Here is an 11,792-nt window from a genome sequence, read left to right as displayed (position 1 = left end):
CTGTTGAATGCGTATGGGGTAGTAGCTCAGTCGGTTAGAGTGCCGGCCTGTCACGCCGGAGGTCGCGGGTTCGAGCCCCGTCTGCCCCGCCATATTATATTCAACGGGCGAATAGCTCAGCTGGGAGAGCGCCAGCCTTACAAGCTGGATGTCGCAGGTTCGATCCCTGCTTCGCCCACCAAATAGATTAAGGACTTAGGCTGTATTGCTTAGGTCCTTTTTCTTTACATGCAAACGTGCAGTCTTTGTGCAACCGCACACCTCTATAGAAATACATACAAGCTCGCTAGGGTTAGCTTAATTATAGAAAATATTGTTTTTGAGAGAGTAACTAACAATTGACGATTCAAGAATTAGTGTGTTAATTAAGTTCCTCATGGCAACTGCTTCTTGTGCTGGGAGGCGCTACTAGATAAATGGGTAGGCGATTCTTAAATATTTTATGGGGTAGTAGCTCAGTCGGTTAGAGTGCCGGCCTGTCACGCCGGAGGTCGCGGGTTCGAGCCCCGTCTGCCCCGCCATTACTAATGAGGCCATGACATAATGTCGTGGCCTTTTTGGTAACAACTAATTAATCCCTTATCCTTGACTTGATCCTCGTAAATCGTATATCCTTTGCCTAACCTATCATGAAAGAGGAATTTATGAGACTTATCACAGTACTGTTGATAACGTGTTGTTTTGTTTTTTTTGCATCACTTGCTTTTGCAAATGAAGGTACTTCTACTGTAGTTTCAGTCAACGGAGTCGATCTGACCAAGGCTGAGTTGGATCAGGAAATTTCTAAAATAGTTCCAATGGAAAGGTCTTTTCATGGTGGACTATCTGAAGAGAAGCAGTTAGAAATTAATAAAAAGGGTATGGAAACCCTCATAAATATGGAACTGCAATATCAGGACGGTCTGTCAAAGGGCCAGAGGCTCGATAAGAAGGCTTTAGAGCGCGAAATTGACTTGTTGGTCGCAAAATTCCCGATGAGAGAGGCTTATTTAGAGGCGGTTGAAAAAGCAGGTTTTAGCGAACAAACAATGGAGCGTTTTGTCAGCCGTAATATAGTATCAAAAAATATGAAGAAATTTGAAGTAGACGATAAGGTTAATGTCAGTGATGCCATGGTAGTTTCATATTATGAAGAGAAGAAGGCTAGTTATATGAAGCCCGAAGAGTACCGTGCTAGTATAATCCTGGTCAAGGTTCCTCCTTCGGCTCTTTCAGAGGAACGCGAAGTCTTTAAAAAGAAGGCTGACAGTGTTTATCAGCAGCTCAAAACCGGAGCCGATTTTGCTGACCTTGCAGCAAAATTTTCGGATGACATGTCACGTATCAAGGGTGGCGATCTTGGATATTTTCATGCCGGTCAGGCTGATGATCAGGACTTTGATGCTCAAATTCAAAAGTTGCAAGTTGGCGAGGCAAGTAGTGTAATCAGGTCTCTCAAAGGGTTTTATATAATTAAGCTTACTGATAAAAGGCCACCGAGGCAGTTGCCCTTTGAAGAGATGAAGGATAAGATTAGGTTGCTGTTGGTTAATGCGGAGAAGGATCGACTCTATAAGCTATGGATAGACGGTTTGAGAGCGAAAGCCAAAATAATCTATCCCCCGGAAAAAAAGACAGACAAAGGTTCGAAATCTTGAAGGCTATAGTGGTCATCCCTACATATAATGAACGGGATAATCTAACAAAACTTGTTGAAACTGTGCTTTCCCAGAGTGAGGAAGTTTCGGTGTTGATTGTTGATGATAACTCGCCGGATGGGACAGGTGCTCTTGCAGATGAAATTGCTGCTGTTACTGACCGTGTAACGGTTCTTCATAGATCTGGAAAGCTTGGCCTTGGTTCGGCCTATCGTCAGGGGTTCAAACTCGCCTTGAACATGGGGGCAGACTGCATAGTTGAAATGGATGCTGATTTCTCTCATGATCCAGCCACTCTTCCACGTTTTTTTGAGATGCTTACTACTTACGATGTGGTAATTGGTTCCCGATACCTTAATGGGATCAGTGTTGTTAACTGGCCATTGAGGCGGCTTATGTTGAGCTATTTTGCCAGTGTTTATACTCGCACAATAACCGGGTTGCACATTTCCGACTGCACAAGCGGCTTCAAGTGTTTCAAAAGATCGGTTCTTGAAGAAATTGAATTGGACGATATTAAATCTGACGGTTATTCGTTCCAGATCGAGATGAATTACAGATGTATGGAGAGAGGTTTTCGTATTGGTGAAATCCCCATAATTTTTATCGACCGGCATGCCGGGACCTCTAAAATGTCAAAAAAAATTGTAAGAGAAGCTGTTGTAATGGTCTGGAAGCTGAAATTTGGTTCAATTATTCGGAGTTTTTGGGGAAGCGGGAAATAATGATTAATGAACAGTGGGCAATTGTAGCCGTATTTGGTTTCTGGGCATGGTTTTTTTGCAGTATCGGTTTCATTTTCAAGACGTTTCCAGGTAAACAACAATTTATACCTAGTTCTGCAGTCAAATGGGGCGGACTATTAGTCTCTTCTTTTTGTGTCTGGCTCATAGGAATGCTGTATGCTTGAGATGTCGCAATATGGCTTGAGTTGCACTATTATTTTAAGGCTAATGGTCTTGTCTATTTAATGCCTTCTAGACTTCACGCCCTATTTTTCTGGAGTAATAATTATGGGTCTGGATTAATTCCGAGTATGTACCGCTTAACTTTATACTGCTTGCTATTTGCTCTGACAGTTTTTTTTTCAGGGTGTAGTACTGTTGAGCCGCTACTGATGAGCGATCCATCAGTTAACCTCTATTGGCCTCCTAAACCTGATCCTATGAGAATAAGATTCCTTAGGGAGATCAAAGGTCCGGAAGACATTTTCCCAGATAAAAGCCGGGTTCAAAGACTTACCGAAATGTTGACTGGTGATAATAATTTAACTTTAGAGCTGGTGACCCCGTCAGCAATTACTGTAAGTCAAGATAACGTTCTTTATATATCAGATACTTTTTCAGGCGTTATTCACCGCTACGACTTGAAATCTCGTGAAGTCTCGTACATTACGCAAGCTGGAGATGAACAGCTCGCCAGTCCTGTAGCTGTTGCCGTTGATCATGAACAGAACCTTTATGTGTCCGATTCTATCAATGCCAAAGTGTACAAGTTCAACTCTCATGGATCGTTCCTCAATGCATTAGTCCCGCCAGATGGGTTTAGGCGTCCTGCGGGCATTGCCATTACAGACTTTGGGGACAAATTTATAGTAGATGCGTTGGCTAATAAATTGCATCGATTCACTTTACAAGATAAATATTTAGGTGAGTTCCCTAAGCAGGCAGCTGGGGAAGAATTGAACACACCGTCCCACGTTGCAGTGGATAATGCCGGCAATGTTTACATAACGGATGCCATGAATTTTGTAGTACGGTCCTATGACAAAAATGGGAATTTTCTGAGGCGTATCGGCGGGGCAGGCGATGTCCCTGGCAGCTTCTCCCGTCCAAAGGGGCTGGCCTTAGACAGCGACAGTAACATTTATGTAGTTGATGCAAACCACGACAATATCCAGATATTCAATAAAGATGGTCAGTTGTTGCTCTATTTCGGGCGCAGCGGCCAAGGTCCTGGCCAGTTTTACTTGCCAAATGGGATATGTATCGATGCAAGTGACCATATTTTCGTCGCTGATACATTTAATCGTCGGGTTCAGGTATTCAAGTATTTGAAGACAGGCGGGAAGAATGAATAACATTCGGAAAATATCTATTGTTGCGGTACTAGTTTTTTTGGGAAATGCAGTCAGCTCATTGGCGGCGGGACCGAAAATCTCAGATATGGTTGTTGGCGGGAACAAGCATAATCTATCCTCCTTAAACAAAAATGTTCTTTATAAAGCTGCTCCTCCACAATCAGCCAGAGACAAAAATACTGAGATTTGTGTGTTTTGCCACACTCCACATAGAGCCGTTCCCCAGACTACATTATGGAATAGGAGCAATTCTTCTGTTTTTTTCGGCCATTATTCCTCCGCTACACTTGTTATAAGACGCACTTCTGCTGCACAGTTTGGTGAGCCAAATGGTACATCCAGACTTTGCCTAAGTTGCCACGATGGGGTAACAGCCGGTGGGGTACCTCTCGGCGCCATCCTAAACGGCTCCCCTATAAACATGGGGGCAAATGACAGAATCACAGGCATATCACTTTTTACTGCGAGCAAGATAAAATCTGGGCATCATCCGGTATCATTTATTTATGATGATGCTGTGCTGAGGGCTATTCAGAGTGATGTTTTAAAAAAGACACAGAATTATCAGATGCCTAGGATTGTTAAGTTAGATACCGCGAATCGCATGCAGTGTACAACGTGTCATGATCCCCATCAGAATCAGTCAACTGAAGATTCTTATCAAGTGCCGCCAAATGAAGGTAGGAAGATTGCCCCATTCTGGGTTTATGGTGCTAATAACAATGCATCGTTAGACCACGATGCGGTTTGTATGGATTGCCACAGTATCCCTACCAACCCATTCCCTTTGCAGTAATACTGAACAGGACATTGCGTATGGCTTACTTGATATCAATTGTATTACTGGTTATGTCTTTATCAGTTGCGACAGCACAAGCCGCTTCATCTTTTACACCATTTCATCTCGACCGGCAGAAGCTCCCTTATGGGTGTGGCAGCTGTCATGTTGGGTTTGAGTTTCGTTCTGGTGGTGGTCAGGAGGGCTGTCTCTCATGTCATGGAAATCCAGCAAAAAGAAAGACAGGATTAATTCGGTCGACGGCAGATTTGGTTGATTTCGAAAAAGAACTGAAAAAAACCTATCATCATCCCATTTTAGAATCTAAGAATCTTCATTCTAATAAAGAGATACTTCCTGAGATCGACCATAAAGCGCCACGTCATTCAGATTGCGTTGATTGCCATAGCCCCCATCTCGTTTCTTCATCAAATAAGTTTGCTGGCATCAAAGGCAAAAAAAACGGTAACATTTTGACTGATGTAACTACTGAGTATCAACTTTGCTATTTATGCCATTCTGACAGTGCCAATCTTCCGGGAAGATTTGTGAATAAACGAATAGAATTTGCCGTTTCCAACCCTTCTTTTCATCCAATAGAGGGAGAAGGAAAAAATTTGGCGGTAGTCAGCCTAATAAGGCCATACAAAGAAAAGAAGACGACCGCCAATGATGTTTCTGTTTTAAAATGCGGCGATTGCCACGGTAGTGATGATGCTAACTCCCCAGCAGGGCCACATAGTTCGATCTACCAATATATTCTAAGAGAAAATTATTCTGCAAGAGATAATGAAACTGAAAGTATCTTTGCCTATTCACTCTGTTATAAATGTCATAATCGTAATAGCATTCTTGCTGATGAAAGCTTCAAATTTCACTCTATGCATATCAAGGGGAAGAAGAGCAGCATGCCGGGTAATGGAGGGACCTCATGCCATACATGTCACACCTCACACGGGAGTACCGAAAACCGGTATCTAATCCGATTCAATACTGATATTGTATCTGCGAGCTCTAGTGGTATGCTTAAGTTTAAAGAAAAAGGTGCCGGTACGTTTAGGGGAGAATGCTTTCTCACCTGTCACGGTGTTGATCATAACCCTAAATCATATTAAAGAAAATTATCCGCTATCTATACGGGTAAAGGAATAATGGCTTTTAAATGAAAAAAATGATTGCTCTCATTCTATGGATTGTTATTCCTGTTTCTTCAGCCGTTTCGAGTGAAAAAATGGGGGCCCCGACCGTAAAGGCACCTTCTCCGCATGGCGTTGCTGGAAAATGCCAAGTTTGTCACGTTGAGCCTGAGGACAGCCTCAATAGCTGGTTCACGTTCACCTCAACAAAAAAGAAGTTAACTCTTGATTTTAATGAGGTATGTCGACAATGCCATGGGCTAGATTTTGGCCATGGAGTAGGTAAAAAACCTGCATTGAACAGAGAGTCCCTCCCTTTAGATTCGTCTGGGAAAATTACGTGTGCAGTTACCTGCCACAATATTCATATAGCGTCTGACGATCCAAGGCAAAGTCAGTATCACCTTAGATTAATCGGTGCACCTTTATGTTTATCTTGCCACAAAAAATGACAGTTAATGATGATGTTACTTTGAAGTACCGAGGGAAGGCTTATTATGAGGTGTTTTAAGTTTAATTTTACCTGGAACTATGGTACAGATAAAGGCCTATGCCGCTCTATTACTGCAAGATAGGTTCGGCTGACGGACGCATCATAGAAAAAGAATTTGAGGCTGCTAATCCAGCGGTTCTCAAGCAAACCCTTGAAGAACAAGGGTTTTTTGTTTTTTCTGTGAAAAAGAAGTCTCTTCAATTTCTTTGGGAAACAGGGACTAAGCGCCGTCGGGTAGACAATAAGGAACTTCTGACCTTTAACCAGGAACTGCTTGTTCTTATGAAGGCAGGGCTACCTATTATTCAAGCCCTGGATACAATCTTGGATCGTGGAGGCAATGGGAAGCTAATAGAAGTCCTTTCTACTGTACGTGAGGAGATCAAGGGAGGAGCAGCTCTTTCCGATGCAATGGCAAAGCATCCCGGAGCATTTTCTCATCTCTATGTAGCCTCAGTTCGCGCCGGAGAGCGTACCGGCGACTTGCCGCTTACTATAAAACGGTTTACTGCATTTATTAAAAAAGCTGAGGCTATCAAGAAAAAAGTAATTTCCGCCTTGATCTATCCTGCAATATTGATAACTGTTGCATCTGCTGCAGTACTGCTACTCCTGGTCTATGTAGTCCCCACATTCAGCCAGGTATATGCAGATGCGGGTTCTCAGCTCCCGGCACCTACCCAAGCCCTTATTTTATTCACCAGTTGGTTGAAAAAGTATTTCTTGCTTATTGTTGCTGCAATGTTTGTCGCCTCTACTCTTTTTAAGAGGTGGAGTGCCACGCACAGTGGCAGATACATTGTTGATGGTTATAAAATTCGCCTGCCTGTTTTCGGTGAATTGTATGTGAAATACTCCTTGACAGGTTTTGTACGCACTCTTGCAACAGTGATTGGCAGTGGTATACCCATCGTCGAATCCCTGAAAATGTCGGTTGGCACACTCAATAACCGTGTACTTGAGCGCCGGTTGCTGGATGCGGTTGCCAAAGTTGAAGAAGGTGTTAGTCTTTCTTCAGCATTTGAAGGCGCAAAGATAATGCCGCCGATAGCACTTCGGATGATAGGTGTCGGTGAGACTACTGGGGCTCTGGAAGAGATGCTTTCTGATATATCAGAGTATTTTGAAGAGGAAATAGAAGCACGTCTTCATGTGCTGACTACTGCTATTGAGCCTGCCATTATGATAATAATGGGGATTGTGATTGGTGTTATTATTCTTACTATGTATCTGCCGATTTTTAAGATCGCCGGAACGGTAGGTTGATTATGGCATTACAGATGACCAGGAAAAAACTTGGCGATTTAATGTTGGAAAATGGTGATCTCACCATTGATCAGCTGCGTTATGCCATAGACAAACTTAAAAGCACCGGACACCGTTTTGGGGAGATATGCCTCGATGATGGTCTAATTTCCGAAGATGTTCTCGCGAAGTCCCTTGCAGAGCAGTTTGGTGTGGATTTTATCGATCTCCAAGGTTTCCGAATTGACGAGGAGCTTCTTAGCTCTTTTCCTCCCGACATCATGTACCGCTTCAGCTTTGTTCCGTTAGCCCAGGAAGATGAATCCATCGTGGTCGCGATATCTGATCCTACCGATGTCGTTAAACTTGATGAGCTGGAAATCCTTCTCGATCGGCCAATAATCATTAAAGTTGCCAGTGCCTCGCAGATTTCTCAGGTACTGAAACGTGGCGAAGGAACTAGCAGGGTCCTTAAAGAAGTCTCCGAAGATTTCATGCTCCAGCTGGTAACAGAAACAGAGAAGGGTGAAGAGGTCCTATCTGTTGAAAAAATCAGCTCAGACACCAGCCCGATAATCAAGCTCGTAAATTCAACGATTCTCGATGCATTGAACAGACGAGCCAGTGATATCCATATAGAAACCGCAATGAATGGTGTAATTATCAAATACCGGATTGACGGGGTTCTTTACAAGGCTACTGACCCAATCGATCTGCATTTTCAGGGTCCGATCATTTCCAGATTAAAAGTAATGAGCGAACTTGATATCTCTGAACGGCGTATTCCGCAAGATGGTCGGTTTAAGGTTAAAATCAACGATAAATCGATCGACTTCAGGGTTTCCATCATGCCGAGTGCTCACGGAGAGGATGCTGTAATAAGGATCCTTGATAAGGAGAGCATTGCCCAGGACATGAAAGGGCTTACTCTTGATACTCTCGGAATTGAAATGAGAGAAGTCAAGCGGTTGAGGAAGATGGTAAGAGAGCCGTACGGGATGGTTCTCGTCACAGGTCCGACAGGTTCCGGTAAGACCACTACCCTGTATGCGGCTTTATCTGAAATCCATACCGGCGAAGAGAAGATCATAACTATTGAAGACCCGGTAGAGTACCAACTTAAAGGTATCGTACAGATACCTGTTAATGAAAAAAAAGGTCTCACATTTGCTAGAGGCCTGCGCTCAATTCTAAGACATGACCCTGATAAGATAATGGTTGGAGAGATACGAGACCCAGAGACGGCCCAGATCGCCGTACAGTCGGCTCTTACCGGGCATCTTGTGTTTACAACGGTTCATGCCAACAATGTTTTTGATGTGCTTGGGCGCTTTATCCATATGGGGATTGACCCTTACAATTTTGTTTCATGTCTTAACTGTGTTATGGCGCAAAGGCTCGTAAGACGACTTTGTGTAAAATGCAAAATTCCGACAACCATTAAAGATGAAGTATTGATTGAATCCGGCATAGATCCTGAAAAATGTCGTGATGCTACTTTCTTCGATGCAAAAGGGTGTGATGACTGTAACGGTACAGGTTATAGAGGCCGTTCAGCAATTGTTGAGCTACTTGATTTAAATGATGAATTGCGTGAACTTATTGTGGCAAAGTCATCGGCGATCCTCCTGAAAAAAGCGGCAAGAGAGGCAGGCACCGTATTTCTTCGCGAATCAGCTGTTGAAAAAGTGCTGAGGGGTGAAACAAATCTCCGGGAGATCAACCGGGTTACATTTGTGGAGTGATGATGTTCTCCAGGAAGACAATTGGTTTAGAAATAGCTACGGACAGAGTTCGCATGGCACTGGTTGGCGGCTCTCGTTCGAAACCGGTAGTAGATTCTGTACAGGAGGGGGTTTTCCCTGCTGACACAGTCAGAGTTTCACTTCGGGAGCTGAATGTTCTTCAGCAGTCATCATTTGTCGCAACAGTCCGCGAAACTTCGCTAAAACTACTTGCGAAGACCTCAAGAACGGCGGTTTCGCTTCCCGATGCCTCTGGTCGCGTGGTACTTTTGGATCTTGATACCCGCTTCAAAAGCCGGGAAGAGGCTGTTGATATAATCCGCTGGAAACTTAAAAAAAACTTTCCCTTTGATATCAACGATGCTCATTTTGACTTTCAGGTTCTGCAGGAACGAGGCTCCGGTGAAATATCTGCCCTTGTTTCGATAGTTTGCCGTCAGGTAATCCAGCAGTATGAAGAGTTGTTGGTTGAAGCCGGGCTTGAGCCTAATCAGATAGATTTTACCTCATTTCGCTTGTTCGAGCTTTTTGCTTATAAACTTGCACTTGGCGAGAATTATCTCTTTGTCACCCATATGGCGGGAGTATTGAGCATAATGCTTTTTAACCAGGGGATACTTACCTTTTATCGGACAAAGGAACTTGCAGGGCGTGGTTTTTCCGTTAACCGGGTTTATCGCGAAATATCGAGTTCTCTTCTTGTTTGTCAGGATAAAAACCTAGGGTTTTCTGGTGGCAAGGTTTACTGCTTTACTGATAATGCTCATGCTGAAGAGTTCCGTTCAATTATGGCGGATGCAACCGAGCAGGAGCCGATTCTGCTTGATGTGGCAAAGGTTGTGGGTCTGTCGCCGTCATGCAATATTGATGCAGCAACCCTGTTCAAAATGTCGGCTGCCTTTGGTGCTGCAGTGAGGAATCTCTGATGCGCCTGACAATCAATCTAGCTACAAGAACCTACATCAATCGCGGCCAGCTTAACCTGCTGTTTGCAGTTGTTTTTGTTATTTTGATTGCTTTTTCAGCGGTTAACATTATCGAAATATCAAGCAATTGGGGAGAAGCAGACAGAATCAACTCCGAATTGCGAGCTTTGGAGCAAAAGTCCTCGACAAAGGGTAGAAACGTACCGGAGGCTGAATATCAGAACTTGGTCTCTCGGATACGCTTTGCCAACGGGGTAATTTACCGCAAGTCTTTTAACTGGCTTGGATTACTTGAAATGCTTGAAAATGTCGTGCCGGAAGGCATTTCTCTGAGCGCAATTGAGCCAGATACCAAGAAAAAGGCATTGAAACTGACAGGGACAACCTCAAGTTTTGCTAATCTTAGAAAGTTACTTGAGAATATGGAAGGTTCCAGTAACTTTTCCGATATTTATCTGCTCTCTCAGAATGATACAAAGGTTGGTGAAGCACAAAAGGGGATCACTTTCAGTATCAGCTGTCAGGTAAAGATATGATAAATAAGGCTTATTTTAAGGAGATACTTAACGTACGCATCAGGACAATTATTGTTCTTGTCACTATAGTCATAATTAATATCGGGCTTATGCTCTTTCTTAACTTCTATCAACGGCCCAAGCTTGTACAATTACATGACGAGTGGTTCAAAAAACGCAAATCATCGGGAACGGTTCTTGATAGGGGCGCGGCTTTTGAAAAGGGGAGCGCCGATATCATTCGTTGGCAAGCCATGATTGCACCAAAGAAGGATTTGGCGCGGATAGTTGGTGAGATTTATGAAGTTGCCAGATCGAATTCGCTTTCTTTGGGAGGGATCACTTACAAGCCTGAACTTCTTAAGACAGAAAAGATGCTTTCGTATGTAATAGGGTTCACTGTAACTGGCAGGTACGCAGCGATCAAGAGTTTCATCGGAGATGTAGGCCGACTTCGCGATATTGTCTCAATAGACAGTATTTCACTAAGTAACCCCAAATTAACCGAGGAGATCGTGTCTCTGAAGCTTAACCTGACCGTATATTTAAAGCTGGAGGGGCAATGAACAGGCAAAAAGCCCTTCTTGCTCTATTGCTGGTTTTGCTCGTAGGGGCATCCGTGACCAGTTATTTGCGAATGCCGCAACAAAAAAGCGTAGCTACTCTTAAATATACTACTGGAGCTATTGCAACTCCTAAAAAAGCAAATAACGCACTGCCTGCTCCAGAAGAAATCAGGTTGCGTCTGGACTTACTGGGACAAAATAATGCCCGATTTACCGGCTACAAACGCAATATTTTTAAGCCGATATTTCATGAGGAGCAAAAAGCGTTACCACTGCCTCTACCACCACCACCTCCCAAGCGCCAGGCTCCTCCAATAACAACTCCAAAAGCGGTTCCTGCTGTAGCTCCGCAGATTGCTGAGCCAACACCTGTGCAGCGCGACATGGCTGCATTTACGTTCTTGGGGTTTCTCAAAAAAGGGGACAAAAAGACAATTTTTCTTTCCAGTAATAAAGAGATTTTCCTAGCGCACAAAGGTGATCGTTTGGCTGGGAAATATGATGTTTCAACGATTACTGATGAAGCTTTGGTCATAACGTCTCCGGATGGAGCTGAAATAATTATCCCTCTTGTAGAAAACAAGCCGTTGGCAGCACCAGGGCAGTCGAGAGGGACTGTCGGCAGGTAGCTGCAGTTTAGAAATGGGTATTGAACCAGTGTAAATTAGCAA

At 43.6% G+C, this 11,792-nt stretch carries 12 protein-coding genes and 3 tRNA genes; all 15 read left to right on the top strand.

What is annotated here, in order from left to right:
- The first annotated feature begins 15 nt into the window (after nucleotides 1-15).
- The 15 genes from KI809_RS00640 (at nucleotide 16) to KI809_RS00570 (ending at nucleotide 11,750) form a co-directional block, all read left to right on the top strand.
- Nucleotides 16-92: transfer RNA gene (locus tag KI809_RS00640), tRNA-Asp, on the top strand.
- 13 nt (nucleotides 93-105) lie between these two features.
- Nucleotides 106-181: transfer RNA gene (locus KI809_RS00635), tRNA-Val, on the top strand.
- Nucleotides 182-444: 263 nt separating this feature from the next.
- Nucleotides 445-521 (top strand) — tRNA-Asp (locus KI809_RS00630).
- Between the two features lie 123 nt (nucleotides 522-644).
- Nucleotides 645-1,637: a peptidylprolyl isomerase gene (locus KI809_RS00625; protein WP_214169592.1), complete on the top strand. Its 993-nt coding sequence runs from the start codon at nucleotides 645-647 to the stop codon at nucleotides 1,635-1,637.
- Nucleotides 1,634-2,362 carry a polyprenol monophosphomannose synthase gene (locus tag KI809_RS00620; RefSeq protein WP_214169591.1) on the top strand — a complete coding sequence of 243 codons (729 nt, stop codon included), beginning with the start codon at nucleotides 1,634-1,636 and terminating at the stop codon, nucleotides 2,360-2,362. The genes KI809_RS00625 and KI809_RS00620 overlap by 4 nt, the downstream gene beginning before the upstream one ends.
- Nucleotides 2,363-2,754: 392 nt before the next feature.
- Nucleotides 2,755-3,717: a 6-bladed beta-propeller gene (locus tag KI809_RS00615; protein ID WP_246559094.1), complete on the top strand. Its 963-nt coding sequence runs from the start codon at nucleotides 2,755-2,757 to the stop codon at nucleotides 3,715-3,717.
- Nucleotides 3,710-4,513: a cytochrome C gene (locus KI809_RS00610; protein WP_214169589.1), complete on the top strand. Its 804-nt coding sequence runs from the start codon at nucleotides 3,710-3,712 to the stop codon at nucleotides 4,511-4,513. Before KI809_RS00615 ends, KI809_RS00610 begins: the two co-directional genes overlap by 8 nt.
- A gap of 20 nt (nucleotides 4,514-4,533) precedes the next feature.
- Nucleotides 4,534-5,610: a cytochrome c3 family protein gene (locus KI809_RS00605; protein WP_214169588.1), complete on the top strand. Its 1,077-nt coding sequence runs from the start codon at nucleotides 4,534-4,536 to the stop codon at nucleotides 5,608-5,610.
- Nucleotides 5,611-5,657: 47 nt separating this feature from the next.
- Nucleotides 5,658-6,083 (top strand): cytochrome C, encoded by a 426-nt coding sequence (locus KI809_RS00600; protein ID WP_214169587.1) that lies wholly within the window; start codon nucleotides 5,658-5,660, stop codon nucleotides 6,081-6,083.
- A gap of 98 nt (nucleotides 6,084-6,181) precedes the next feature.
- The gene (locus KI809_RS00595; RefSeq protein WP_214169586.1) at nucleotides 6,182-7,390 is read left to right on the top strand and encodes a type II secretion system F family protein; all 1,209 of its coding nucleotides are present in this window, start codon (nucleotides 6,182-6,184) and stop codon (nucleotides 7,388-7,390) included.
- Between the two features lie 2 nt (nucleotides 7,391-7,392).
- Nucleotides 7,393-9,114 (top strand): GspE/PulE family protein, encoded by a 1,722-nt coding sequence (locus KI809_RS00590; protein ID WP_214169585.1) that lies wholly within the window; start codon nucleotides 7,393-7,395, stop codon nucleotides 9,112-9,114.
- A complete protein-coding gene (pilM, locus tag KI809_RS00585; protein WP_214169584.1) occupies nucleotides 9,114-10,040 on the top strand; it encodes a type IV pilus biogenesis protein PilM in 927 nt (308 codons plus the stop codon). The genes KI809_RS00590 and pilM overlap by 1 nt, the downstream gene beginning before the upstream one ends.
- Entirely contained in the window at nucleotides 10,040-10,576 is a 537-nt protein-coding gene (locus tag KI809_RS00580; RefSeq protein ID WP_214169583.1) for a PilN domain-containing protein, read from the top strand. Before pilM ends, KI809_RS00580 begins: the two co-directional genes overlap by 1 nt.
- A complete protein-coding gene (pilO, locus tag KI809_RS00575; RefSeq protein WP_214169582.1) occupies nucleotides 10,573-11,121 on the top strand; it encodes a type 4a pilus biogenesis protein PilO in 549 nt (182 codons plus the stop codon). Before KI809_RS00580 ends, pilO begins: the two co-directional genes overlap by 4 nt.
- On the top strand, nucleotides 11,118-11,750 hold the full coding sequence (locus KI809_RS00570; RefSeq protein ID WP_214169581.1) for a hypothetical protein: 633 nt from the start codon (nucleotides 11,118-11,120) through the stop codon (nucleotides 11,748-11,750). Before pilO ends, KI809_RS00570 begins: the two co-directional genes overlap by 4 nt.
- Nucleotides 11,751-11,792 lie beyond the last annotated feature (42 nt).

The sequence above is a fragment of the Geoanaerobacter pelophilus genome, from assembly GCF_018476885.1.
GTDB lineage: Bacteria > Desulfobacterota > Desulfuromonadia > Geobacterales > DSM-12255 > Geoanaerobacter > Geoanaerobacter pelophilus.
The sequence above is the reverse complement of the archived record's forward strand: the minus strand, read 5'-3'. Positions and strand labels throughout refer to the sequence as shown.

Bases quoted from the DNA above. Each gene is read 5' to 3' on its own strand.
- KI809_RS00580 (WP_214169583.1), top strand. From the start codon at position 10,040: ATGCGCCTGACAATCAATCTAGCTACAAGAACCTACATCAATCGCGGC.
- KI809_RS00600 (WP_214169587.1), top strand. From the start codon at position 5,658: ATGAAAAAAATGATTGCTCTCATTCTATGGATTGTTATTCCTGTTTCT.
- KI809_RS00625 (WP_214169592.1), top strand. From the start codon at position 645: ATGAGACTTATCACAGTACTGTTGATAACGTGTTGTTTTGTTTTTTTT.
- KI809_RS00595 (WP_214169586.1), top strand. From the start codon at position 6,182: ATGCCGCTCTATTACTGCAAGATAGGTTCGGCTGACGGACGCATCATA.
- KI809_RS00590 (WP_214169585.1), top strand. From the start codon at position 7,393: ATGGCATTACAGATGACCAGGAAAAAACTTGGCGATTTAATGTTGGAA.
- KI809_RS00610 (WP_214169589.1), top strand. From the start codon at position 3,710: ATGAATAACATTCGGAAAATATCTATTGTTGCGGTACTAGTTTTTTTG.
- KI809_RS00605 (WP_214169588.1), top strand. From the start codon at position 4,534: ATGGCTTACTTGATATCAATTGTATTACTGGTTATGTCTTTATCAGTT.
- pilO (WP_214169582.1), top strand. From the start codon at position 10,573: ATGATAAATAAGGCTTATTTTAAGGAGATACTTAACGTACGCATCAGG.
- KI809_RS00615 (WP_246559094.1), top strand. From the start codon at position 2,755: ATGAGCGATCCATCAGTTAACCTCTATTGGCCTCCTAAACCTGATCCT.
- KI809_RS00570 (WP_214169581.1), top strand. From the start codon at position 11,118: ATGAACAGGCAAAAAGCCCTTCTTGCTCTATTGCTGGTTTTGCTCGTA.
- pilM (WP_214169584.1), top strand. From the start codon at position 9,114: ATGATGTTCTCCAGGAAGACAATTGGTTTAGAAATAGCTACGGACAGA.